At 50.8% G+C, this 23,299-nt stretch carries 26 protein-coding genes; 11 read left to right on the top strand and 15 right to left on the bottom strand.

What is annotated here, in order from left to right:
- Positions 1-15: 15 nt before the first annotated feature.
- From Q1A69_RS06115 to Q1A69_RS06105, 3 genes are all read right to left on the bottom strand, one after another.
- Positions 16-639 carry a Yip1 family protein gene (locus tag Q1A69_RS06115; protein ID WP_299582634.1) on the bottom strand — a complete coding sequence of 208 codons (624 nt, stop codon included), beginning with the start codon at positions 637-639 and terminating at the stop codon, positions 16-18.
- 359 nt (positions 640-998) lie between these two features.
- On the bottom strand, positions 999-1,187 hold the full coding sequence (locus tag Q1A69_RS06110; protein ID WP_299582631.1) for a PLDc N-terminal domain-containing protein: 189 nt from the start codon (positions 1,185-1,187) through the stop codon (positions 999-1,001).
- Between the two features lie 35 nt (positions 1,188-1,222).
- Positions 1,223-1,402 (bottom strand): DUF1328 domain-containing protein, encoded by a 180-nt coding sequence (locus tag Q1A69_RS06105; RefSeq protein ID WP_299582628.1) that lies wholly within the window; start codon positions 1,400-1,402, stop codon positions 1,223-1,225.
- Positions 1,403-1,832: 430 nt separating this feature from the next.
- Here Q1A69_RS06105 and Q1A69_RS06100 point away from each other — a divergent pair, with 430 nt between their 5' ends.
- The 6 genes from Q1A69_RS06100 to Q1A69_RS06075 all read left to right on the top strand — a co-directional run bounded on the left by Q1A69_RS06100 (position 1,833) and on the right by Q1A69_RS06075 (position 7,862).
- The gene (locus Q1A69_RS06100) at positions 1,833-2,024 is read left to right on the top strand and encodes a hypothetical protein (RefSeq protein WP_299582625.1); all 192 of its coding nucleotides are present in this window, start codon (positions 1,833-1,835) and stop codon (positions 2,022-2,024) included.
- A gap of 345 nt (positions 2,025-2,369) precedes the next feature.
- Positions 2,370-3,713, top strand: coding sequence for a sigma-54 dependent transcriptional regulator (locus tag Q1A69_RS06095; RefSeq protein ID WP_299582622.1), 1,344 nt, complete (start codon positions 2,370-2,372; stop codon positions 3,711-3,713).
- Entirely contained in the window at positions 3,710-3,901 is a 192-nt protein-coding gene (locus Q1A69_RS06090) for a hypothetical protein (RefSeq protein ID WP_299582619.1), read from the top strand. The genes Q1A69_RS06095 and Q1A69_RS06090 overlap by 4 nt, the downstream gene beginning before the upstream one ends.
- The gene (locus tag Q1A69_RS06085) at positions 3,888-5,435 is read left to right on the top strand and encodes an ATP-binding protein (protein WP_299582768.1); all 1,548 of its coding nucleotides are present in this window, start codon (positions 3,888-3,890) and stop codon (positions 5,433-5,435) included. Before Q1A69_RS06090 ends, Q1A69_RS06085 begins: the two co-directional genes overlap by 14 nt.
- Before the next feature lie 11 nt (positions 5,436-5,446).
- Positions 5,447-5,908, top strand: a complete 462-nt coding sequence (locus Q1A69_RS06080; RefSeq protein WP_299582616.1) for a response regulator — start codon at positions 5,447-5,449, stop codon at positions 5,906-5,908.
- Between the two features lie 52 nt (positions 5,909-5,960).
- On the top strand, positions 5,961-7,862 hold the full coding sequence (locus tag Q1A69_RS06075; protein WP_299582613.1) for a response regulator: 1,902 nt from the start codon (positions 5,961-5,963) through the stop codon (positions 7,860-7,862).
- On the opposite strand, the gene Q1A69_RS06070 is transcribed toward Q1A69_RS06075, so the two are convergent.
- The 4 genes from Q1A69_RS06070 to Q1A69_RS06055 form a co-directional block, all read right to left on the bottom strand.
- Positions 7,857-8,993 (bottom strand): AI-2E family transporter, encoded by a 1,137-nt coding sequence (locus tag Q1A69_RS06070; RefSeq protein ID WP_299582610.1) that lies wholly within the window; start codon positions 8,991-8,993, stop codon positions 7,857-7,859. The genes Q1A69_RS06075 and Q1A69_RS06070 overlap by 6 nt on opposite strands.
- A gap of 117 nt (positions 8,994-9,110) precedes the next feature.
- Entirely contained in the window at positions 9,111-9,449 is a 339-nt protein-coding gene (locus Q1A69_RS06065) for a hypothetical protein (protein WP_299582607.1), read from the bottom strand.
- A complete protein-coding gene (locus tag Q1A69_RS06060; RefSeq protein WP_299582604.1) occupies positions 9,424-9,858 on the bottom strand; it encodes a hypothetical protein in 435 nt (144 codons plus the stop codon). Before Q1A69_RS06060 ends, Q1A69_RS06065 begins: the two co-directional genes overlap by 26 nt.
- Before the next feature lie 3 nt (positions 9,859-9,861).
- Complete coding sequence (locus Q1A69_RS06055; protein WP_299582601.1) at positions 9,862-10,206, bottom strand: DUF883 C-terminal domain-containing protein; 345 nt, start codon at positions 10,204-10,206, stop codon at positions 9,862-9,864.
- Positions 10,207-10,669: 463 nt separating this feature from the next.
- Between Q1A69_RS06055 and Q1A69_RS06050 the strand changes: the two genes are divergently transcribed.
- From Q1A69_RS06050 to Q1A69_RS06040, 3 genes are all read left to right on the top strand, one after another.
- Positions 10,670-11,236 carry a porin family protein gene (locus Q1A69_RS06050; protein ID WP_299582598.1) on the top strand — a complete coding sequence of 189 codons (567 nt, stop codon included), beginning with the start codon at positions 10,670-10,672 and terminating at the stop codon, positions 11,234-11,236.
- Between the two features lie 83 nt (positions 11,237-11,319).
- Complete coding sequence (locus Q1A69_RS06045; RefSeq protein WP_299582595.1) at positions 11,320-11,679, top strand: DUF4398 domain-containing protein; 360 nt, start codon at positions 11,320-11,322, stop codon at positions 11,677-11,679.
- A 58-nt stretch (positions 11,680-11,737) separates the two neighbouring features.
- Positions 11,738-12,550, top strand: a complete 813-nt coding sequence (locus Q1A69_RS06040) for an OmpA family protein (RefSeq protein ID WP_299582592.1) — start codon at positions 11,738-11,740, stop codon at positions 12,548-12,550.
- 514 nt (positions 12,551-13,064) lie between these two features.
- Here Q1A69_RS06040 and Q1A69_RS06035 read toward each other — a convergent pair.
- From Q1A69_RS06035 to zapE, 7 genes are all read right to left on the bottom strand, one after another.
- Entirely contained in the window at positions 13,065-13,460 is a 396-nt protein-coding gene (locus Q1A69_RS06035; protein ID WP_299582765.1) for a ClpXP protease specificity-enhancing factor, read from the bottom strand.
- Between the two features lie 25 nt (positions 13,461-13,485).
- On the bottom strand, positions 13,486-14,112 hold the full coding sequence (locus tag Q1A69_RS06030; protein WP_299582589.1) for a glutathione S-transferase N-terminal domain-containing protein: 627 nt from the start codon (positions 14,110-14,112) through the stop codon (positions 13,486-13,488).
- A 106-nt stretch (positions 14,113-14,218) separates the two neighbouring features.
- Positions 14,219-16,453, bottom strand: a complete 2,235-nt coding sequence (locus tag Q1A69_RS06025) for a ubiquinol-cytochrome c reductase (RefSeq protein WP_299582586.1) — start codon at positions 16,451-16,453, stop codon at positions 14,219-14,221.
- A complete protein-coding gene (petA, locus tag Q1A69_RS06020) occupies positions 16,450-17,049 on the bottom strand; it encodes a ubiquinol-cytochrome c reductase iron-sulfur subunit (RefSeq protein ID WP_299582583.1) in 600 nt (199 codons plus the stop codon). The genes Q1A69_RS06025 and petA overlap by 4 nt, the downstream gene beginning before the upstream one ends.
- A gap of 302 nt (positions 17,050-17,351) precedes the next feature.
- Entirely contained in the window at positions 17,352-17,744 is a 393-nt protein-coding gene (gene rpsI, locus Q1A69_RS06015; protein ID WP_299582580.1) for a 30S ribosomal protein S9, read from the bottom strand.
- A 15-nt stretch (positions 17,745-17,759) separates the two neighbouring features.
- Positions 17,760-18,188: a 50S ribosomal protein L13 gene (gene rplM / locus Q1A69_RS06010; RefSeq protein ID WP_299582577.1), complete on the bottom strand. Its 429-nt coding sequence runs from the start codon at positions 18,186-18,188 to the stop codon at positions 17,760-17,762.
- A gap of 129 nt (positions 18,189-18,317) precedes the next feature.
- Positions 18,318-19,442 carry a cell division protein ZapE gene (gene zapE / locus Q1A69_RS06005; RefSeq protein WP_299582762.1) on the bottom strand — a complete coding sequence of 375 codons (1,125 nt, stop codon included), beginning with the start codon at positions 19,440-19,442 and terminating at the stop codon, positions 18,318-18,320.
- Positions 19,443-19,797: 355 nt separating this feature from the next.
- On the opposite strand from zapE, the gene Q1A69_RS06000 reads away from it, so the two are divergent.
- On the top strand, positions 19,798-20,238 hold the full coding sequence (locus tag Q1A69_RS06000; protein ID WP_299582574.1) for a DUF1043 family protein: 441 nt from the start codon (positions 19,798-19,800) through the stop codon (positions 20,236-20,238).
- Positions 20,239-20,311: 73 nt separating this feature from the next.
- Here the strand turns inward: Q1A69_RS06000 and sat are convergent, their stop codons facing one another.
- Positions 20,312-21,502, bottom strand: coding sequence for a sulfate adenylyltransferase (sat, locus tag Q1A69_RS05995; RefSeq protein WP_299582571.1), 1,191 nt, complete (start codon positions 21,500-21,502; stop codon positions 20,312-20,314).
- A gap of 652 nt (positions 21,503-22,154) precedes the next feature.
- Between sat and Q1A69_RS05990 the strand changes: the two genes are divergently transcribed.
- Entirely contained in the window at positions 22,155-23,297 is a 1,143-nt protein-coding gene (locus Q1A69_RS05990; RefSeq protein ID WP_299582568.1) for a trypsin-like peptidase domain-containing protein, read from the top strand.
- The last annotated feature ends 2 nt before the right edge of the window (positions 23,298-23,299 follow it).

The following is a 23,299-nucleotide window of genomic DNA, read 5'->3' as shown; positions in this document are numbered from 1 at the left end:
CACGCATCAAATGCCTTAGTGAATATGGTGCTGGTAAATGGGGCCTATACCCACACTCCACAAAATTACAGAGGTAATAAGTACCGTCACCATCATGACCAAGGCGACGGTCAATACCGCACAAGCATAAAGAAATGCCCGGTCCTTATTCATATTCATTAAAATCGGAATGCCAGCAAACACCAGGTAAATAGAGTACATTCCGGCAATCCCCACTGAGGCCATGGTCAGCCAGGGATGGGGAAACAACACCACGATGCTGGCGAGAAAAATTGGCGTACTAATAAATACTGCAAGCGCTGTACCCTCATAATGCCTAGTGGGCTCATCGCCCTCCACCCCGTAAGATCTTGCCATCCAGTTAATAAACTCGCCCAGGCAATAAACGCCAACCAATAGCGCAAAGTAGGTAACGATAGACAAAACCGCTGCGCTCCCCGGGGTCAACCTTGCCAAGTGACCGCCCACCTCAAAACCTACACGGGTCACGCCAAAATAACCGGCGACTGTGGGTATCAACGCCAAAAATGGCACATGGGTCAGGAAAACCTGGAAGAAAGAGTGACGATCCGCCCGTATAGCTTTCCACTCTTTTTCCGGATTGGTCAGAATACCAATTGTGTGACTGAGTAACCGCACGCTAATGCTCCCTTTTATACCCTGCTTTGCAGTATCGGGGGCCGGCGCGGAATTAACCAATGCGAATAAGAAATTAAGCGCCACTTTCAAATCAGGTTGACTTATATCAAGCCTGGGCACACAGGCAGGTAGGCTCTGCAGGCGAATGCCTATGGGCTCTGGCTGCCACCCGGAAGCCTTGTCATCATCTTAAGATCAGGGCCGATACCTCGCCACTCCGAGGAAGAATATACGCCCAAATACCTAGGGAGATGCCACGGCGATTAGAGGATGAAAAGCGTCGCAGCTCTAGAAAGAGCTGCGACGCAGCAATAAGGTCCATCAAAACCTTCTGAAAAAACTACCAAAAGCCTCTAAAATTAAGCCCTGGCACTCTTGGGACCCAAAAGGAACCATAAAATCAAACCGATCACCGGCAAAAACAAGACGAGTAGAATCCAGATCAACTTCGAACCCGTACTACTCCCCGACTGCACAATATTTAAAATGGCCCAAATATCAGCAACCAAAATCAGAAAACCTAATATGCCACCTACTTGAATATCCATGTTTCTTCCTTCTTTTTAATACTGGCAAAAACGAGTTAATCGGCCGGGGGTTCACGCTTCGTCATAAAATGTGCTGCCAGCGAAATTACATACAGTAACGCAAATACCGCAAACAGCACCTTCGCAAAATCAAGAGAGCCGCTGGCAAAGCCAGAGAAACCTATAATCCCGGCAATAATTGACAGCACTAAAAAGGTATTAACCCAAATGAGCATAGGAGACCCCTACTCTCTTTCTAGCAAACAATAAATTTATGACCTCAACTGGTAAAACACTCCACTCAACTTTTATAAAATTGAGCGTTCCTGTGTTTTAGTGAGCAGATTCAGCACCGCCCTCCTTTGACAATGGGTAATTTGCAATCCCCATGCCAACGAATTTCCAAGTATTTTTGCTAAATTTCGAAGGTTTTTTGTAGCTATTACAATTTCAAGCCCAATTGCCAGCCAATTTTTACAGTATGGGCAACTATTACCCACAGCCAAAACGAGAGAATCCAGCGCAACCGCGCAGAATCACTGCATCCCACAAAGTTGGCACACTCCTTGAATAACATTTTATGTAAATGCAGAAAATTGATTTTTTACAGAATAGTTTTCTAGCAATAAAGTTGAAATGTAACTACTAAGAATGAGGACTTACAAAATGACCAAGTTGACCCTGATTTTTTCAATCATGCTCTCCGTTTTTGCCCTGGCCGCTTGCGATATTAACGAAGGCCCTGCTGAGGAGCTGGGTGAGTCTGTAGATCAGACAGCCGATAAAATTGGCAACAGTGTTGAGGACGCCTGTGAAGAAGTAAAAGAAGGCGTGCAAGCTAAAGATACCAACTGCTAATCGATTGGTCTAAGTGGCGCTCGCCGACAAGCTATCGCTGTCGGCAGCCCCGCAATCCTTCCAGCACCCCTCCCTCAGGTTTTCGCTTAACCGCCAAGACATGTCATTGTTGGCACTGCAGTGCTTCACCGCAAAGTCTCAGAATACAAGCCCAATCCGATCAGAAACCCAAAAACTCGCTTTAAATAAAACTTCGAGCCCAGGGGTTGAGTTCGTAAATTTCATCCCAATCTAGACATTCCTCTCAAGATGACGATTTTTTGTATCAACTGCTTGCGGCACGCTCTGCAATCACCGCAAACTACGTTGCCTTTATTTAATCCCTAATCGATAGGAGTTGGGACTTTGCAACGGGTATTATTGGTAGATGACGACAAAGATTTCACGAGCGCAGTTTCCCCCCTAATTGAAAATATGGGATTTGCGGTAGATGTGGCTGACAGGGTAAGCGAAGCCCGCAGTTACTTGGCCCGCAATCGCTACCACACGCTTTTGCTTGACCTAATGCTTCCTGAAGGCAGCGGCTTTGATGTGTTGGACGCCCTCCCCCTCGATCGAACCCCCGATAAAGTCGCTTTTGTCACTGGGCATAGCGCCATCAGATCCATGGTGGATCACCTGGCCGGTCCGAACATGACTTATCTGGTTAAACCGATTGAAATCCAGCAGCTGCAAGATTTGCTACTGCGGAAAAGGGAATCGGCACCGGCAACGTATGAACGGCACTTTGGTGTTTTAGTCGGTGAGTCTCCAGCCATGCAAGCTCTTTACGATATGATCGGCAAAGTCGCGCAAACCCAAGCCAATGTGTTGATCCAGGGAGAAAGTGGTACAGGTAAGGAGCTGGTCGCCCAGGCGGTCCACAATGCTTCTGCCGCACAAGGCCCTCTCGTAGCAGCCAACTGCGGGGCCATCTCCGCGGAGTTGATCGGTAGCGAATTATTTGGTCACGAAAAGGGGGCTTTTACCGGTGCGGTAGCGCGTAAGCCCGGCCTGTTCGAGCGCGCCAATGAAGGCACCCTCTTCCTAGATGAAGTGACTGAAATGCCGATCGATCAGCAACCTAACCTACTGAGGGTGCTCGAGACCGGTAAGGTAACCAGGCTGGGGGGTACCACAGAGTTAGATGTCTCCTGCCGGGTAGTATCCGCAACCAACCGCAGCAATGAAAATATTGCCGATGGCGGCCATCTACGTGAGGATATCTATTTTCGCCTCGCGGTGTTCCCTTTGCAGCTGCCACCCTTGAGGGATCGAAAACAAGACATCCCCCTACTGGCCCAGTCATTTATCGATCAGATGAACGAAGAGTACGCAACCGCCTACGCTCTGGATGACAAAATATTGGCGTCGTTGCAGAGTTACGACTGGCCAGGCAACGTGCGAGAATTGCGCCATACCTTACACCGCGCATTTATTCTGTCTGACCGCAATCAGAATACCCTCAGTCTCCCTCCACAACTGGGCTCTCCTTTTGGGCGTTCCGCCACAACTACGGAACAGACACAGAGCTCAGACTCTTCCAGTAATCTACAGGCGGGCACGACCATCGAGGCCATGGAAAAACGCTTGATCGCGAATACCTTAGAAGCGGTAGATGGCAATAAGAAGCAAGCCGCCGATATGCTTGGGATTAGCTTAAAAACGCTTTACAACCGTCTCAATCAGTACAAGCAGAGTGAGTCATGACCAAACAAGATATTCATCACAAGCTGCGTAATTTGATGAACAACATTGCCATGAATGCGGAGCTGGCCAAACTGCAGATAAGCCAGCAAGCGCCTGCTGAAAAAATCCTGGTCAGCCTGGAAAAAGTCACCGAAAGCTGTCGAAGCTGCGCAGAGGTACTGGATAGTGAGCCGCATGATCATGGATAGCAAACCGTCCAAGCTGCGTTATTTCTGGTCGGCTTTGATCCTGGGACTATGCCTCCTTTTTGCAGCAAACAGCTATTATACCTACCGCAACCTGAATGAGCTCGGGGAAAATGCGGCACGCTCCGGTGAGATTAAAGATATCCTTCAGCTGGCCAGCGATACTTATTTTGCCGTGCATACCGCCGAACTCCAGTTGCGTGAATTCAAACAAAACGAAAATGCTGCAAACTTTACCAAGTATGAGGCCGCAGTTGCTCACGCCTCAGAACTGGTCAACGAACTGCAAGCTCAAAATACCAAAATCCCCAAGTCGGCATTTCGTTTTGACGAACTCGAGCGGCTGCTAAGCAGTCATTACCGAGCAATTGACACCGTGACGACGCCTGCTGATAGCAACCAAAGCTCACAGCTTGTAACAGATTTTAACGCCGCCCAAGATAAGCGCGAAGTGAAAAGTCTTGCGCGAACGATGGAGGCTAGCCACAAGACTCTGGAGATGCTCTCACAGTTTATCAGCACCATCGAAGAGGAAGAATTCCAGCACATTCAATCGCTAATGGATGATTCCGCCCTCCGACGCCGAGAGGTTACGCGTGCCGTTTTATTCGCCAACTGCCTGGGTATAGGCTTAATTTTGGTCATCGCCATGCTTACCAACCGGTCGATGCGGCAACAAAACGAATATGCACAACTTCTGGAACTGAGGGTCACGGAGCGAACCCAGGAATTGGAATTGTACTCACAGGAATTAACACGCAGTAACCGCGAGCTGCAAAACTTTGCTTTTGTCGCCTCCCATGACCTGCAAGAGCCGCTGCGTAAGATTCGTGCATTTGGCGACCGGCTAACGGCTCGGTATAGCGAAAAACTAGGCGACGGCAAGGACTATGTGGAGCGTATGCAAAGTGCTGCAAAAAGAATGTCCAAGCTGATTGAAGATCTGCTCGCCTTCTCCCGTGTTTCTACACGAACGACACCTTTTGAGACAGTCGACCTCAATCTTGTGGTCGAAGAAGTACTGGATGACCTACAAATTAAGCGCGAAGAAACCAACGCACAAATTGACATTCAGCCTCTACCAACGATCCATGCTGATCCGACGCAGATGGCCCAACTGTTTCTCAACTTGATCGGTAATGCGCTTAAATTTATCAAACCCGAATGCCCGCCAATTATTCGGATCCAATGTGAGAAAACAGAAATTTCCCATGTGGACACCAAGGTACCAGGCTATCGCATCACTGTTAGTGACAATGGAATTGGCTTTGACGAGCAGTTTGTCGACAAAGTGTTTTCAGCCTTTCAGCGATTGCATGGTCGCAATGAGTATGAAGGTACAGGTATTGGCCTTGCGATTTGTAGAAGAATACTGGAGCGCCACTGCGGCGAAATTCACGCTGCCAGCGCACCAGGTGAAGGGGCAACCTTTGAACTGCTGATACCGGAAAACCCGCCGGTACAAGTGGAATACAATGATTCTGAACCTCGCTTGCTCGATACGAGTGCGCAGTCACAGCAAGGTCTCAACCTTTAAGAGAACAATTTATGCAAGCAAGTAAATCCATCAGCATCGTCCTCGCAGACGATGACAAGGATGATCAATTGCTCACCCGAGAGGCTCTCGAAGAAAGCCTCGTAAAAAGCGAACTCTCCATCGTTAGCGATGGTGCCGAGTTGCTGTCCTACCTAAAGCGAGAAGGCGAATTTGAACATCTGGCTAATGAGCATCTGCCCGACTTGATTCTGCTCGATTTAAATATGCCTCGCATGGATGGTCGACAAGCTCTGGCAGCGATAAAAGCAGACCCCAATTTACGACGTATTCCAGTCGTCATTCTCACAACCTCCAAGGCCGAAGAGGACATGTTCAAATCCTACGACCTTGGCGCGGCCTCCTATCTATCCAAGCCTGTAACTTTTGAAGACCTGGTGGAATTGATGCGCTCACTGGGGCGTTATTGGGTCGAATTTGTTGAATTCCCTGGTAAGCAACGCAGCTATCAGTAGTAGTTCCCCGATATAAGTTTCGATAAGATAAACAGCAAGGTAGAGTTTTAAGATGGGCGTCACCAGATTACTTCTGGTAGAAGATGACGAAGATGATTTTATTATCGCGAAAGATCTTCTTCAGGATATAGACCCTGAGGGCTACCAGATCGAGTGGGCACGCTCGCCGGAGGAGGCCCACAAATACTTTGCCTCTAATAATTTTGATGTATGCCTACTCGATTACTCTCTGGGTGCATTTACTGGCCTGCAGATTCTCGCTGAGGCGCGACGCCAGGGTTTCGATGCCCCTATCATCATGCTCACAGGCCATGACGATAGCACCCTGGATGCCGAAGCCCTCTCTGCAGGCGCAGTCGATTATTTGGTCAAAACCCAACTTACCGCAGCCCGATTGAGTCGGGCTATCCGCTACGCAGTATCACGTAGGGATATGGAGCGGGAGCGCTTGGAGCGTCTCAAAGCGGAAGCCGAGAACAAATCCAAGAGCGAGTTCCTCGCGCATTTGAGCCATGAATTGCGCACGCCTTTAACTTCTATATTGGGCTATACCGACCTTCTCCTACAAAATCACAAGGGCCAGCAACAGCTCGATCACTTAAGTATTATCAAGCGTAACGGCTATCATTTGTTGAGCCTCTTGAACGATGTACTCGATTTATCCAAAATCGAAGCGGGTCGCCTGGAGGTGCAATTCAGCGAACTGGCCCTCCCCGGCTTTCTTGCCGAGCTCTATCAATTAATCGCAATTAAGGCGGAAGATAAGGGGATCCGCTTTAGTATTGATATTCAGACAGAACTCCCATCGCAGATCATCACGGATACAATCCGCTTGCGACAGATTCTACTGAACTTCCTCAGCAACGCTGTGAAATTTACCGATACCGGTGAAGTCCGCCTCGAAGTTGACGCGACTCGACTTGAACACAGTTGCCAGCTACGCTTTCGTGTCATCGATACCGGCATTGGTATCCCTCCCGCCGAACAGGAAAAACTGTTCACCCCCTTTGTCCAGGCCCACGGCGGTGCCCACCGTTCCGAACTCGGGTCGGGCCTGGGGCTGGCCATCAGCCGGCAGTTAGCCCAGCTGTTGGGAGGGAAAATCTCTTTGCACAGCGAGGAGGGATCGGGCAGCTGTTTCACCCTGACATTAGAGTGCAAGCACCCTGCGCAATACCAGTATCAGACCTGGGATATTCAGCAACCCTCTTCTGCGGTGCATATCCAGACCCCAAGCCTGTCTGGGCAGGTATTGATTACAGACGATCTCAGGGAAATTCGCGAACTGGTAGCCCACTTGCTTGAAAGCGCAGGTTGTAACGTCCAACAAGCAGCGAATGGCCAGGAGGCAATCAATCTATTACTAGCGGCCCGCAATAATGGCAAACCCTTTGATTTAGTCGTAATGGATGTGCAGATGCCCGTTATGGACGGTCTTACCGCCACTCAAGAGCTACGCATGCTAGGGTTCGAAACGCCGGTCATTGCGCTCACAGCTCAGACGATGCTCGGCGAACGCCAACGCTGCCTGGATGCCGGCTGTACCGATCACTTAGGCAAGCCAGTGCAGCCAGATCAGTTATTTGATCTTCTTACTAAGCACCTGCCAGCCCCTGCAATCAATAAAAAGCTGATTCTGGTTGAGGACGATGAAGATGCGCGCAGTGCGACACAGCAACTACTCATCGCTTTAGGCTGGGAAGCTAAAGCCTGTGGCGATGCCCAATCAGCCCTGGAACTCTTCGCAACCTACCAGCCAAATCTGATATTAATGGATATTAACCTTCCAGATATGGATGGTTTCACGCTTGCCAAAAGAATCCGCAAACTGTCTTACACGGGGCGATTACTCGCCGCCACAGGCGAAAGTCCGAATTCTGATAAGCTCACTGAATCGGGGTTCGACGGCATCCTCAGCAAACCCTATGACCTTATCAAGCTGGCCCAGCTATAGTGCTAAGGGCCTCAACGCTTCTTCTTTCGATTCAGCTCTTGGTGGAGCGGGGAAGAGGTTTTCATGAAATATTTTCAGACAAGCCAGAATTGGCGCTGCCATCAAAGCTCCGCCGACACCCCAGATCCAAGTCCAAAAAATTACTGCCAAAAAAACTGAGATGGGCGATAGTTTCAATCTTTGCCCAACCACTGAGGGGGTGATCAATTGCCCTTCGAGCATTGTAATTCCCATAAATGCCGCTGGCGCCAGCAGGCCTGCCCAGAGTGTATCGTAAGAAACCAAGCCAACGATTGAGAGCAAAGAAACAGTAATCAAAGGCCCTACATAGGGGGCAAAATTCAAAAGGCCTGCCAGGCATCCCCATAGAAAGGGATTGGGAAAGTTCAGAGCCCATAAGACTAGTGACGTAACAATCGCCAATGCCAAGTTCACTAATGCGATCGTGTTTAGGTAGGTTGAGATTTGCCTTCTCACCTGGGTAGCAATGCCCATAAGATGTCGGCGCCCACTGAAGTCACGGCCAAACTGGCCAATGTGCCGAGCAATACTTCCGCGGCTTGAAAGCAGGAAAAAGGTCAGAACAATAATCATTAACGCCTGACCAGACAAAGTTGGAATATCATCCGTAACAATACTTTTCAGCCAGCTTTCCTGCTTTACCGATACCGTTACATGACTTTCATCGTTTGACTTACCGAGCTTCACCACCTCGTCACCCGCCTTACGCAAATCGACTAAGGGTTTTTGCACCATATTGAGTTTTTCCTGTACCTCTGCCGTTTTTTGCGGCCAACTTTCTACCCATTCGCTAGCGGGCTCCGCCAGCAAACGCACAGCGAGAAATAACATGGATACGGCAAACAGAACCAAAAACCCCGCTGAAATAGGGTTGGGTATGCCCTTTTGAGATGTCCAGCGCACGAGGGGTGAGAGCAGCAGCGAACTCATCCATGCGAGGGTAAAAGGCAAAAGAATCGTACGCCCTAGGTAAAGGGCTGCGATAATTGCCAGGGCGGTCAGGATGACCGCACAAGTAGCTAGGATCTTAAACTGACGATGGCTCCTAGATTCACTGCTCATTTTAGGTGCTTGTATTGATTCTTGTTCAGGGCTGTCTTGTGCATTCACTCGGGTATCTGCCGTACTTGAATATTAAAAGTGCAAGTTGCCCCATCCCTCAAGGTGACCGGCACTCGCTCACAACAATGCAGTTGCATCTGAGATTTTATTAGACTTGGGGAGTGGTCAAATCTGAGAGGCTTCTGCCTCGCCGGAAGTTTTATCTTCACCGGGTTTTTCATCGGCATAGTCCGACCAAAACTGAAAACCATACTCTGCGAGGGCACTGTAACTGAGCCCTGAAAGCAGGACTTTAAGTCTTTGCTTCCCTACATCGGCAAAAGCCCTGTCCGAAATAAATCCAGCTGCAACCATGGCCGCCAAACTGACTGGCTGTACAGCAACTTTGGCGGAGTAAGTCTTAAGTGAATCTAGGGCCGCTTTGGCACTTACTAGACCTTCTCGCTCAGTTTTGCGTGCTGCCCGCACAGCAGCCTTCTCATTCTTTAGCAGGAGATCCAGCACCAGAAGCCTCACTTTCAAAGATATTCAGGTCAATGGAAATCAACTGTAACAGGCGTCGACTTTGCTTCCATAATAAAAATACGGCCAATAGCTGCATACACAGCACCACGAAAAGTGCCCAGAGCCAGTGATCAAGAAATTTCCAAATGGCAAAACCTGCCCCGAGGGAAATAGCAAACCAACTTAATGCGATGACACAGCCAAGGCTGACCAACATGACAAGTGACAGCGAGATAGCAACAAGACTGAGTCGCCACTGCGCGCCGATCAATGCCAAGCGCCCGCCGGCCACTTGCTGCAATGCTGACAGCAGCGCCTGGGCGCTCACGCCCAGACGCTGCCAATCCGACGCTTCGCCAGAGCCCTCTACCCCGGAGTCGCATTGCTGAGTATTTTCAACGTCCGACATAAATTAGCGACGACGAATTAGTGCGCTGACAATCGCACCTGTAGCGAACGCAATACCCGCAGCAGCCCATGGATTTTTTTTCGCAAAGCCTTCTATGTCTGAACGGGTCTGGCTAGCGGTCTGCTTGATCTGCTCCTGCTTTTGCGAGAGTGACTCAGATGATTGCGCTGCAGATTCACGGATCTTTTCTTCCGTAGCAGCCGCTTTATCAGAGACGCTGTCTACCGCCGAGTGGGCTTTCTCTCTCGCCATTTCGGATAAAAGAACCTCTTCCTGCACCGCATCCTTACCAACTGCACTTTTATTACCGCGGCTTGAGTTTGTTTTTGAGTTAGCTGCTGTAGCCATGAGAATCTCCTAGTTTGCAAAGTTCATTAGTGAACCTGCAGTTAGCATGCCAACTTCTACTTTGACATCTCTCCCTTCTTTATAGGTGCGAAATGGGCATTGTTCTTTTAAATACCCAACGTCAAATTGCACTTTGTATAAATTTTTACAAAACAGAAATAGAACTCTTTGCAATTTTTACATACCAAAAACATTCCTACACCGTAAGAACACCCCTGGAAGCCATCAGTTATTGACCGATATTAAAAAATCTCAACAGTACCTGCCCCCAAAAAAACTCAGCACCCATGCGGCTTAGACACACTTTTGAAATATTTTTCTTCCCCATGCAAAAAAGTTGGCATACCGGTTGCAACCATCAACAACAAGCTTCACAGCTTAGAGATTCGAAACTGAATTCGGTTTTACTCCCAAGAGAAAATACCGAGAAGTAACAAAATATTTTCACATGAGGATTACTATCATGAACTACGGAAAACTAATCGCTGCAATTGCAATGACCACTGGCCTTACTGGTCAAGCTATGGCACAGGATATCTTTGATCGCTCGGAATCAGAGTTCTTTGTAGGCGGCGGCTACGGCCAGTACTCCGTTAAATGGGATGACGAAGAAACGGAATTCGATGAAAAATCTGAAGTCGTGAAAATTTTTGGTGGTATCAAACTGAATGAATACCTCGGTGCCGAAGTCGCTTACTTAAACTTCGACGAAGCCAACGACTTCGACACCAATGCTGAAATTGATGGTTTTACCTTCGCCGGTATTTTGTCTGCCCCCATCCATGAGCGCGCATCTGTGTATGTAAAAGGTGGCTGGTTTACCTGGAATGCTGAAGTGAAGGCTGACCTGCCTGTACTCGGTGGGGTTTCTGAAGATATGGACGGTGGCGACTGGTTCTATGGCGCTGGTGTAAAAGTTGGTCTGCTTGAGAACCTTGACCTGCGTTTAGAGTATGAGCGCTTCGAAATTGAAGATGATATCGAACCAAAACTTGATGTCGCCTCCGCTTCTCTGCAATTCGCTTTTTAAGGACCCGGTAAATATTTAGCCAGAGAGGTACAGGGATGTACCTTCTCTAGCGAACTCTCTATCCACTACAGAAGGAGAAGGAAATGAAGTCAACAAAGCTATTTGGCAGTCTGGTACTGGTCACTGCAATTTCAGGCTGTGCCACCGGAAACATGCCCACAAATGAGATTGCAGAAGCAAAAATACATATCTCCACGGCTGAAGCAGACAAAAGTGAACAGTTTGCCGCTCAACACTTGACTACGGCAAAAGAGCACCTGGGAAAGGCACAGACTGCTGTAGACAAGAGTGAATTTAATAAGGCACGCAGGTTTGCAGAGAAAGCCACAGCCGATGCCAAGCTCGCCAGCGCACAGGCCCGCTCCGAATCCACCAAGCAAAAACTTTATGAATTGAATGCAACCCTCATTCAGCTCAAGCAGACAATCGATCAGGACTCTTAATCTAATCACCCTTCGCAAACTACGCCCACATTTGCCATTTAAAATACAGGATTTGACCATGAATAAGTCGTTAATCGCTCTTGGCATCGCCACTGCAGTAGTCAGCGGCTGTGCCACCACAGAAATGCCAAAACCTCTCGCCGAGGTTGAAGATCAGTACCAGGCTATGAGCCGTAATGATCTGGTTAATCGCCATGCGACAGTGCCGCTCAGAGCTGCGGGTGATAGCGTGAGTGAAGCCAAAACGGCATGGCAGGAAGGCAATGAAACCGATATGGAGCATCAAGTTTACTTGGCGCAAAAAATGCTGGGCGTTGCAAAATACGAAGTTGATATTGCCAAGATGGAAGCTCAGTTTGAAAATGCCGATATGGTGCGTGCAGGTCTAGTACTGCAAGATAAGAATTCAGAGCTGGCCCAGAATCAGCAGGAGCTCAAGATGCTGAAAAAAGAGCTCGAAAAAATGGGAAGCAAACAAAATGCAGATACTAATGTGCTAACTCTTGGTGACGTACTCTTCGCCTTTGACGACCACGAGCTGCAACCCGGTGCCAAACCCACAGTGAAGAAATTAGCTGATTTCTTGAGCGCACATGAGAATACCAAAGCGGTTATTGAAGGTTATACCGATTCTCTAGGCAGCGAAGCATATAATTTGGAATTATCCAAAAAACGCGCGCGGTCGATCCAAAATGTTCTGATCAATTCCGGTGTTGCAAGCGACCGTATTAGCGTTAAAGGTTATGGCGAATCGAACCCCGTGGCCAGTAACGATACTCTCGCAGGCCGACAGCATAACCGCCGTGTAGAAGTTGTATTACTGGGCAAAAACGAAGCCTATGAATCTCCGACCGTTGCCAGCATGAATTAATCCTCCCCGCTACCCCCCCAAGGTAGCCCCGAAGGCCTCCATCCTTCGACCCTTTGCCACGGACATTAAATATCCGTGGCTTTTTTCTATTTATTACCAGCTCCACAGCAAAGCCGTCCGCGCTTTCAATTTGATAAGCTAATTTTACAGAAGCGCCTTCAGTGGCTCTGATCGGCATTGCGTCTCGAAAATCCCTTTAATGACAGCAGCCCCTTACTTAGGCATTTCAACGTTCAAACCGCAGGCTGTATCAGGCAACACCTGAAAAATCTAAAAGTAAAATTAGCGTCAAAATACGATCACTGAATTGAGATTTCTGAGAGAGGAAAAATTAGTCGGTACATTGCTTAGCTGTGAAAAAGCTAGAGTATGAATTTAATGAGAGAAGGAGAAGGAGAAGGAAAAATAGTCCAGGCAATACGGGATGAAATATAGGCCCCAACTGGACATACAGGCTCAGGCCAGTGATACAGAAGAAAAAAAGGAGGCCTAATGCCTCCTTTTTCCAGTGAAGTTACTTCACAACCCGCAACGCGGGCTTCTTCACCGACTTCTTACCCAGGCTGGTGGGTGGTGTGGGCTCTGGTGGCTCTGGAGTTTCCTCCGCCTCAAACACCATTCCCTGACCATTTTCACGCGCGTAAATACCGACCACGGCCCCGACCGGAACCTGAATATCGGTGGGTACCCCGCCAAAACGCGCATTGAAGCGAATCGCGTAGTTATCCATCGTCAGGCCAGCGACAGCACCCTCGGAAACGTTCAGTACAATTTGACCGTCATCGTTGACATGCTGTTGGGGTACCAGTACCCCGGATAGGTGGGTATCCACAAGAATATAAGGAGTGCACCGGTTGTCGGTTATCCACTCATAGAATGCCCGTAAAATATAGGGGCGATTGGATGTCATAGCCGGCTTACTCACAAAAGTATCCTCAACGCATTTCCCGCTCGTACTCGGTCAGGCTCTGCTGGAAGGCTTCGCGAGCGAACAGGCGATCCATATAATCCAGCAACGGCTTAACCTGCTTGGTTTTGGGCAGGCTGATTTCAAACTGCTCAAGACGCCACAACAGCGGTGCCATGCAGCAATCCACCAGAGAGAACTCTTCGTTAAAGAAGAACGGCAGTTCGGTAAACATCGGTGCGATGCCAACGAAGCTATCGCGCAACTCTTTACGAGCCGAAGCCACATCCTTGCCACCGGCAAGAATTTTATCGACCAGAGGGCACCAATCTCGCTCGATGCGGTGCATGATCTGGCGGCTCTGTGCGCGAGCAACCGGATAAACCGGCAGCAGTGGCGGATGAGGGAAGCGCTCGTCCAGGTACTCCATCATTACCTTGGTTTCGAACAACACCAAATCGCGGTCCACCAGAGTCGGCAGCGAATTGTAGGGGTTGAGGTCAGCGAGCTCGGCTGGTTTATCGTCAGAATCAACATCTATGATATCGACGGAAACTCCTTTTTCTGCAAGCACAATACGCACGCGGTGGCTGTAGTGGCTGCGACCATCGGAGAAGAAGGTCATAGAGGAGCGCTTGTTGGTAGGCACACCCATGTTCAAACTACCTCAAACTTTTGGTTAGCGAGTGCCAACCTTTTTATTCAAAATATAAAAGGGTGGAGGACTAACTCCACCACCCATCAGAGAAAAACTGCCACGCTTAGTGTTGCACGTCTTTCCAATACTCCCGGTTCAGTAACCAGGCAAAGATAAAGAACACAAATATAAACGCCAACACATAGAAACCGATGCGCTTGCGATCTTCTGCCATAGGCTCAGCAATATACTCCATAAAGTTAACCAGATCATACATAGCCTGGTCGAACTCGTCTGGAGTCATGGAGCCTTTGATTTTGCCAACCTGCAAGCTGCCACAATCCGCATCCATAATCGGGTTACCCAGCTCATCACGGACAATTTTTCCGTGGTCACGCTTGGGGCCCGGAGCACATTCAGGCAAGCCTTGCAGCTCCATCAACACGTGGGGCATAGCAACGCTGGGAAATACCAGGTTGTTCACACCGGTAGCCCGACTGTCATCCTTGTAGAAACTGCGCAGATAAGTGTAGAGCCATTCCGGGGAGCGTGAGCGAGCCACCAATGTCAGATCCGGCGGCGTGGCACCGAACCATACTTTGGAGTCGTCCGAGCGCATGGAGATCTCCATCAGGTTACCGATCTTATCGTTCCCCAAAATCAGATTCTCCATCATCAACTCTCTGGGGATATCCAGATCAGTAGCAACGCGCTCCCAGCGGGAATAGTTGGCACTGTGACAACCCATACAGTAGTTGACGAAGTACTTGGCACCGCGCTGTAAGGACGGCTTGTCCTGCAGGTCGATATCAATGTGGTCCAGCTCAACACTGGACTCAGCACCCACGGCCTTGATCGGAATAAAGGTCAGCAGACCCACAACAACGATACCAATAAACAGGATACCGAAAGTCTTACCGCCAGACGGGCTGGTGACACGCTCTGGCTCCGGGTATACCTCATCGCGGTTGGTAATCCACGGTAGCGCAGCAAAGAAAGCAGCAAGTAACAGAGCCGAAATACCAACAAAGGTATTCACAAAGCCATTCTTGTCTTGATCTTCATGACCAAAGGTAAAGTTTGCGAATGCCATCCACAGGAACAGGATACCAAAGCCAATACTCACAACCCATGAACCGATCCCTTTGCGCCCCTTTGGATTCGTCCAAACCGGCATAGTCAGGAAGAAGGCAAAGTAGAACAGAGTCGCCAACTGGGAAAGGAAGTTGCGATCCGGAGTTGGAGACTTAACCCCCAGGTAGCCCAGGATAATAAATACCGCTGCGAACAGGAGCAGCAGGCCTTTGGGCAGCCAGCCTTTATAGCGAATCGAACGCACTGGGCTCTTATCCAGCCAGGGCAGCACGAACAGAACAGCAATAGCTGCGCCCATAGCCACCAGGCCGAGGAACTTAGCTGTAAGCGGGCCAATATCCATCGTTACTGCACGCAAAATCGCGTAGAACGGCGTAAAGTACCAAACCGGCGCGATATGCGGCGGGGTCTTCAGCGGGTTCGCCTCTTCGAAGTTAGCGTATTCTAGGAAGAAACCGCCCATCTCCGGGAAGAAGAACACCACAGTGGCGAAGATAAACAGGAAGACCGCGATACCCACCAGGTCGTGGACCGAGTAGTAAGGGTGGAAAGCAATTCCATCTTTAGGAATGCCATTCTCATCCTTGTTCTTTTTAATTTCGATGCCGTCAGGGTTATTGGAGCCCACTTCGTGCAGGGCAAGAATGTGCAATACCACCAGCAGTACCAATACCAGTGGCAGAGCAATCACATGCAGGGAGAAGAAGCGGGTCAGGGTAATACCGGAAATCAGGTAGTCACCGCGAATCCACTCTACCAGGCTGTCCCCAATACCGGGTATGGCCCCAAACAGAGATACGATCACCTGGGCGCCCCAGTAGGACATCTGTCCCCACGGCAGCACATAGCCCATAAAGGCTTCCGCCATCAGCACCAGGTAGATGCACATACCGAATATCCACACCAGCTCGCGCGGTGGCTTGTAAGAGCCGTACATCAAGCCGCGGAACATATGTAGGTACACCACTACGAAGAATGCAGACGCACCTGTCGAGTGGAGATAGCGGATCAACCAGCCCCATTCCACATCGCGCATGATGTATTCAACGGAGGCAAAGGCTCCTTCGGCGGAAGGGGTGAAACTCATCACCAGCCAGATACCTGTCAACAGCTGGTTGACCAGTACTAGCAGGGAGAAAACACCGAAGAAATACCAGAGGTTAAAGTTTTTGGGCGCATAGTACTTGCCCATATGCTTATCCCAGGCCTGGTAGATCGGCAGTCGCTGATCTACCCAGTCACCGAAATTTGCTAGCCATTTCATGCAGCGCCCTCCTGGTCTACACCAATCACGATTACGTCGTCGCTCTCATAGGAATAAGGCGGAACCTCCAGGTTCGTCGGTGCCGGAACACCGGCATAGACCCGACCAGCCATATCGTACTTGGAGCCGTGACAGGGACAGAAGAAGCCGCCCATCCACTCGGCACCACCCAAATCAGCGGCGCCGACTTCGGGGCGGTACATCGGGGCGCAGCCCAGGTGTGTGCACAAGCCAACCAGGACTAACAGCTTCGGTTTGATAGAGCGGTTTTCCGGATTTACATAAACCGGCTGAATGGATTCCTCGGAGTTGGGGTCCCGCAACAGCGGCTCCACTTTCTCCAGGTCCTGCAATATCTCGTCTGTTCGACGAACCACATATACCGGCTTGCCGCGCCACTCAACGGTGACCATCTGGCCCGGCTCGATTTTGCTAATGTTGTACTTAACCGGAGCGCCCGCAGCTTTTGCCTTGGCACTCGGATTCCAGGAGGCGACGAAGGGCACGGCAACCCCAACCGCACCCGCACCACCAACGACAGAGGTAGCAGCGGTCAAGAAACGACGCCGTCCTACATTTACACCGTCATCACTCATGACGTAGTTCTCCCATCACAGCGATCCCGGGAAAACCGGAAATGCGCTGGCCCAAACCCAAAAAGTCTTGAAAGAAGTCCCGCTCCGGCAGATTGCCCGCGCGAATAAACCCCACAAATCAAGCGGATACAAATCCGCGCAATGTTAAAGAAAATGCCATTTTGATACAAGGCAAAGACATGGGGAACGTCAGGAATTGCGTGGTGGAACCATGAGAAATCAAGCAAAACCCAGAACGGCCGCTCAAATCCTCAAACACAGGACAGAAAAAAGCCCGGCAGAAGCCGGGCCAAAAAGAAAGCTTAACGCTTGGAGAATTGCGGTTTCTTACGCGCTTTGCGCAGACCGACTTTCTTACGCTCAACCTCACGAGCATCGCGGGTAACATAACCAGCGGCGCGCAGGGTTTGACGCAGCTCCTCATCGTACTGCATCAGGGCGCGGGTCAGGCCGTGACGGATAGCACCCGCCTGACCAAAAGAACCACCACCTTTTACAGTTGCGATGATGTCGAATTTTTCGACCAGATCAACCTTTTCCAGCGGCTGACGCACGATCATGCGAGCCACCTGGCGACCAAAGTATTCGTCCAGGGCGCGACCATTTACGCTGATCTTGCCTTCACCAGGCACGATAAATACACGAGCGGTGGAGGTCTTGCGGCGGCCGGTACCGTAGTATTGAGTAGTTGCCATCAGATTTATTCCCGTTTAGATCGCCAGTTCAATCGGCTGTTGTGCCGTGTGAGGATGTTCACTACCGCCGTATACTTTCAGCTTTTTGAACATGGCTCGACCCAGAGGACCCCTCGGCAGCATACCTTTAACGGCGCTTTGGATGGTGCGCTCGGGCGCTTTCTCGATCAACTTTTCAAAGCTGATCGACTTCAGACCACCGGGATAGCCGGAGTGGCTGTGGTAGATCTTGTCTTTGGCCTTGTTGCCGGTCACGCGAACCTTCTCGGCATTGATCACAATAATGTAATCGCCAGTGTCCACGTGGGGCGTGTATTCAGGCTTGTGCTTGCCACGCAGGCGGTGCGCGATCTCGGCGGAAATACGGCCGAGGGTCTTGTCCGCAGCGTCAACAATGTACCAGTCGCGTGTTACCGCTTCCGGTTTGGCACTGTATGTCTTCATGTTATAAACACCTGTAATATGACCCCCTGGTATTAGGGGCCGTCCCACAAAAGAGCGCGGATAGTACAAAAGGAGTGCTCGCTTTTCAAGCGGTTTATAGCCCCTAACCTAGGGCCGTATGCACCGAAATCACTCTGGGCGATGTGCCCTCTCCAGGTACTCCCGAGACTGCATTTCCAATAGCCGGCTGACCGTTCGCTCAAACTCAAAACGGAGGTGCTGTCCAGCGTATAATTCCTCAGCCGGCGCCTCCGCAGAAATCACTAACTTGACACAGCGGTCATAAAATTCATCTACCAGATTGATAAAACGGCGCGCCTGGGCATCCATACGCTCATCAAACCTCGGTACCGCGGCCAGTAGAACCGTCTGGAACTCTCGCGCCAACTCTATATAGTCATTCTGGGAGCGGGGACCGTCGCAGAGGTCCACAAAATCAAACCAGGCAACGTCATCGGCCACTTTCAAGGCCCGAATCGGGCGCCCCTCGACCTGTAGCTCCACGTTGTTGCGCATCTCACTGCCATCCACACTCAGACGAGCGAAGCTGCGGGACAGATTTTCATCTGCCTCTCTATCGAGAGGTGCGTGGTACAACTCCAACAACTCCAGAGTGCGCAGGCGGTAATCGGTGCCTCCATCGACATTCACTACCTTGGTGTGACGCTGCAGGAGTTTAATGGCTGGCAGGAAGCGCGCCCGCTGTAAGCCATCCTTATAAAGCCCCTCCGGCTCAATATTGGAAGTGGCCACCAGTGCCACTCCGCGGCGGAATAACGCCTCCAACAGACCCGCCAAGATCATGGCATCGGCAATATCTGACACAAAGAACTCATCAAAACAAAGCACCCGGGCCCGTCCCGCGATCTTATCCGCCACTTTTTCCAGGGGATTCTTCTCCCCGGCATACTCTTTTAGGTCCCCGTGTACCTGGCGCATAAAACGATGGAAGTGTGTTCGTTGCTTCTGGGCAAATGGCAGGGATTCATAAAATGCATCCATAAGGTATGTCTTGCCCCGTCCGACCCCCCCCCAAAAATAGATCCCTCGCTCCGGACCGGTATCCGTACGGCGCAGTCGTGCGAGCATATTTGCCACAAAGCCCCGCTCCCCCCTGGCCACTAAACGTAGATGCAAGTCTTGCAATTCCTGCACGGCCGCCCGCTGGGACAAATCCTCAATAAAGTCGGGACGTTGCAAATCGCTTTCATAGCGCTCAAGAGGAGTAAATCGTTGGGGTTTAGCGGGCAACATAGAGGAAAATATCTTTAACAACTGGATTACTGGCGCGCACTCTACCAAATTCAACACAGAGCCGCCTAGGCGGCAAAGACTCGACGAGCTGAGAGTACTTTTCGCCGCCACCCAGGCTTGATTCGCCAGGCGACACTGGCGATTCGGAATTGTCAGTAAATCGGTGTATCGCAAACCACCAACAATCTTAATTGTCGGATTAATAATCGCGTATACTGGGCCCGCTAACAGGGGGCATCAGCCACTTTAAGGGGCTTCCCGGGGCCTGGGGCGACAATACTCCCCATATACACCGCCATCCATCATGCACCAGGGATCGCCAGTGCCATATAAGAGCAAGTTCAGGAGGTAGGAAGTGCACTCTACATCGGTATTAATTCTAGTTGGCATCCTCGGCATGACGCTGGGTGCATTCTTGGCGTACCTCGCTATTCGCGGACGCTCCAGTGTCGATCGCTCGCAAGAGTTGGAACAGCGCCTACACGAAGCCAATGACAAGCTCGAAGACTTCCAGCTTCAAGTCAATGAACACTTCGACCAGACCTCCCAGTTGGTTCACAACCTGACCGAAAGCTATAAAGAGATACACGAATATCTGTCGAATAGTGCCTTACGCCTATCCAATCAGGATATAGGGCGGCAAATGCTGGAAGCCGGTAGCGGCAAGCTGAAGGAAGATGACACACAGCTTCAGGATATGGGCCCACCAAAAGACTGGGCCCCCAAAGAACCCGGCGCCAAAGGCACCCTCGCTGAAGACTACGGCCTAGAAAAAGAGGCGCACGTAGGTAACTGAGCAAACCTGTCGGGGATCAAAGAAAAAGGCGGGTGATCCCGCCTTTTTTAATGTGTCCGTGTAAATTTAAAATTTACAGGCTCTGGTAGTAATCCATAAGGATCTGAGCCACTTCCGGGCGGGAAAACTCCTGCGGAGGCGCAATACCATCCCCCAGCATCTCCCGCACCTTGGTACCGGACAACAGAATAAAGTCTTCCTTGGTATGATCCGGCACATCCCGCATCATCACTACCTTATTGAGCTTCTTTGAATAAGCGGTGTGGTCGGCACGGAAGATTTCAATTTCCAAAGCACCCTCGGGGACTTTTTCATCAAAGATTGTCTGCGCATCAAAGGCGCCGTAGTAATCGCCAACACCGGCGTGGTCGCGACCTACGATGAGGTGGCTACAACCGCAGTTTTGGCGGAACACCGCGTGCAGAACCGCCTCGCGGGGACCTGCATAGAGCATATCAAAGCCATAACCGGTCACCATTACCGTATTGGCCGGGAAGTAGAGCTCCACCATCTTGCGGATCGAGGCATCCCGTACCGGGGCGGGAATATCGCCAGGCTTCAGCTGCCCCAGTAACATGTGAATCAGTACACCGTCAGCCTCAACCCCATCCAGGGCCATCTTACACAGCTCTTCGTGGGCACGGTGCATGGGGTTGCGGGTTTGGAATGCCACCACCTTACTCCAGCCGCGCTCAGCGAATTCGTTGCGAATTTCCACTGCGGTGCGGAAGGTATCCGGGAAATCATTCAGGAAGTAGCTGAAATTAAGCACTTCGATTGGGCCTGAAATCACCTTGCGACCAGCAGACTTAAACGTGGCGACACCGGGGTGCTTGTCATCCAAAGTACCGAAAACCTGCTCGGCCATCGTATCCATCTGCCCATCGGAAACGGTTTCAATCGCCTCCACATCCATCACCGCCAGTACCGGGTTACCCTCAACATTTGGGTCGCGTAGGGCGATACGGGAGGCGCCTTCAATTGCACGGGTATCCTCTACAACATTCAATACCGGAACCGGCCAAAAAAGCCCATCGACAGTGCGCAGGGTCTCCGCCACACTCAGTGCATCCGCCAAGTTCATATAACCGTGCAAAGGATTAAAGTAACCCGCACCCAGCATTACCGCGTTGGCAGCGGCAGCGGAACTGACCACAATAGAGGGCAGCGATTCCGCTTCATGCATCAACTGGTGATGCCGCTCGCTGTCATAAACAAAGCGAGGTTGCGGCTCAACACTGCCATGGGGGCGAACAAGGGACATTTTGGTCTCCAAATACTTAGGTTGCCGGTTAGTCTTAAAATTGCGACTGGTTATTATACGCATCTGTGCTGGCCGACCAATGTCAAACCTATACAGGATGAGAGAGTATAGCCCCCGCCTGCGGTCAACCTGAGGACCAAATTTACCACCCACCGATATTGACTCGATGAATAAAACAGCCTGAACTCGCATTCTGCGAAAAAGACAATGTCTATGAGCAGCGTCATTGATTAACCACAAAAACACTTATCCCCACCAAGGCTATTCAAACGGCTCAAACAAAATGTCTAAAAACAAGTTATTTAAAAGAGCCTCAGATCCATTCTGTGATAAGTCTTGAAGCCGTAATGAACCTCAGGCAATGAAGAGCCCGTGTGGCAGCCCTGAACAACAACGCCCACTTTTTAAAATGCATTCGCCCAACCAAAATCCATCCAACGACCAGGAATACCAGCGGAGCCTCACGCTCCCCCGAAGCAATACCAATCTGCTGGGAGCTAATCGGAAGCACCGAGAGGGTTACGCTGCGTAAAAGTCGAACGCAGGCTCTTTATCTCCCCTTACTGAGCCCCCAGCCAACAGAGTCGAGCCTCCCCTACTCGGCGAATCCCCGGCAAGACGTGTGTATAATCAGCGCAAAGAGGAGTCTCGAGTGTCCCAAAATCGCTTTTTACAGGACTGGGCCCTGCCTGCCCTGATAGGCCTGACCATGGCCGCCCTGCTGCTGGTGCTATTTCCGCAGTTGCGCGGTGCAAACCCCACCCCGCCGCAGGAGAATTGGCAGGGGCCGGTATCCTATGCCCAGGCCGTCAATATGGCCGGACCTGCTGTAGTGAATATCTATACGCGCATGGCACTGCCACAGCGGCAACATCCGTTATTTAACGACCCCCTTTTTCGCCGGCTGTTCGACAATATGAACGTCCCGCAGAGGGAGCGCATGCAATCGAACCTGGGCTCCGGGGTTATCGTCAGCGACAATGGTTATATTCTCACCAACCACCATGTTGTCGATCAGGCCGCTGCTATCGTTATTCTGCTGGCTGATGGCCGCGAAGCACACGCCCGCATGGTCGGAAGCGACGTCGACTTTGACCTGGCCGTCTTAAAAATTGAACTGGACAATCTCACCTCAATCTCTGTGGGCGAGCCTGAATCTGCCCAAGTGGGCGATGTAGTACTCGCAATCGGAAACCCCTTTGGGGTCGGTCAGACCGTCACCCAAGGTATTATCAGCGCCAAAGGCCGCCACCTGGAAAACTCCGGCACCGGCAGCCACCTACAAAACTTTCTGCAAACGGATGCGGCGGTCAATCCCGGCAATTCAGGGGGGGCGCTGGTAGATTCTCGAGGTCGCCTACTCGGCATCAATACCTCCATACTCAATCAATCCGGTTATTCCGGCGGAATCAGTTTCGCGATTCCCGCCAATATCGCCTTCAAGGTGATGCAGGACATCATCGCTTACGGTCGCGTCGTGCCCGGCTGGCTGGGTATTGAAGCCAGTGCCATCAGCCCACAGATGGCCAAAGAGTTTAAGCTGGCCTCCACCGGGGGCGTTATGATTACCGCAATTTACAATGAGAGCCCAGCCCACAGCGCCGGACTCAAGCCAGGGGATGTGATTACCCATATCGACGGGCTACCCATTGGCGATGGAAAGCAGGGAGAGGCCACCATGGCAACTCTGCGACCAGGAGACACCATCTCCATAACCTTTACCCGCGAGGGTGCATCCCACACCGTAGAGGCAACGGTGTCAGTCAAACCTGACACGACAGCGCCCGAAGAATAATC

It is taken from the genome of uncultured Microbulbifer sp. (assembly GCF_947498635.1).
Classification (GTDB): Bacteria; Pseudomonadota; Gammaproteobacteria; order Pseudomonadales; family Cellvibrionaceae; genus Microbulbifer; species Microbulbifer echini.
The sequence above is the reverse complement of the archived record's forward strand: the minus strand, read 5'-3'. Positions and strand labels throughout refer to the sequence as shown.

Bases quoted from the DNA above. Each gene is read 5' to 3' on its own strand.
- Q1A69_RS06110 (WP_299582631.1), bottom strand. From the start codon at position 1,187: ATGGATATTCAAGTAGGTGGCATATTAGGTTTTCTGATTTTGGTTGCT.
- Q1A69_RS06105 (WP_299582628.1), bottom strand. From the start codon at position 1,402: ATGCTCATTTGGGTTAATACCTTTTTAGTGCTGTCAATTATTGCCGGG.
- Q1A69_RS06100 (WP_299582625.1), top strand. From the start codon at position 1,833: ATGACCAAGTTGACCCTGATTTTTTCAATCATGCTCTCCGTTTTTGCC.
- Q1A69_RS06090 (WP_299582619.1), top strand. From the start codon at position 3,710: ATGACCAAACAAGATATTCATCACAAGCTGCGTAATTTGATGAACAAC.
- Q1A69_RS06085 (WP_299582768.1), top strand. From the start codon at position 3,888: ATGATCATGGATAGCAAACCGTCCAAGCTGCGTTATTTCTGGTCGGCT.
- Q1A69_RS06080 (WP_299582616.1), top strand. From the start codon at position 5,447: ATGCAAGCAAGTAAATCCATCAGCATCGTCCTCGCAGACGATGACAAG.
- Q1A69_RS06075 (WP_299582613.1), top strand. From the start codon at position 5,961: ATGGGCGTCACCAGATTACTTCTGGTAGAAGATGACGAAGATGATTTT.
- Q1A69_RS06060 (WP_299582604.1), bottom strand. From the start codon at position 9,858: ATGTCGGACGTTGAAAATACTCAGCAATGCGACTCCGGGGTAGAGGGC.
- Q1A69_RS06055 (WP_299582601.1), bottom strand. From the start codon at position 10,206: ATGGCTACAGCAGCTAACTCAAAAACAAACTCAAGCCGCGGTAATAAA.
- Q1A69_RS06050 (WP_299582598.1), top strand. From the start codon at position 10,670: ATGAACTACGGAAAACTAATCGCTGCAATTGCAATGACCACTGGCCTT.
- Q1A69_RS06045 (WP_299582595.1), top strand. From the start codon at position 11,320: ATGAAGTCAACAAAGCTATTTGGCAGTCTGGTACTGGTCACTGCAATT.
- Q1A69_RS06040 (WP_299582592.1), top strand. From the start codon at position 11,738: ATGAATAAGTCGTTAATCGCTCTTGGCATCGCCACTGCAGTAGTCAGC.
- Q1A69_RS06035 (WP_299582765.1), bottom strand. From the start codon at position 13,460: ATGACATCCAATCGCCCCTATATTTTACGGGCATTCTATGAGTGGATA.
- Q1A69_RS06030 (WP_299582589.1), bottom strand. From the start codon at position 14,112: ATGGGTGTGCCTACCAACAAGCGCTCCTCTATGACCTTCTTCTCCGAT.
- Q1A69_RS06025 (WP_299582586.1), bottom strand. From the start codon at position 16,453: ATGAAATGGCTAGCAAATTTCGGTGACTGGGTAGATCAGCGACTGCCG.
- petA (WP_299582583.1), bottom strand. From the start codon at position 17,049: ATGAGTGATGACGGTGTAAATGTAGGACGGCGTCGTTTCTTGACCGCT.
- rpsI (WP_299582580.1), bottom strand. From the start codon at position 17,744: ATGGCAACTACTCAATACTACGGTACCGGCCGCCGCAAGACCTCCACC.
- rplM (WP_299582577.1), bottom strand. From the start codon at position 18,188: ATGAAGACATACAGTGCCAAACCGGAAGCGGTAACACGCGACTGGTAC.
- zapE (WP_299582762.1), bottom strand. From the start codon at position 19,442: ATGTTGCCCGCTAAACCCCAACGATTTACTCCTCTTGAGCGCTATGAA.
- sat (WP_299582571.1), bottom strand. From the start codon at position 21,502: ATGTCCCTTGTTCGCCCCCATGGCAGTGTTGAGCCGCAACCTCGCTTT.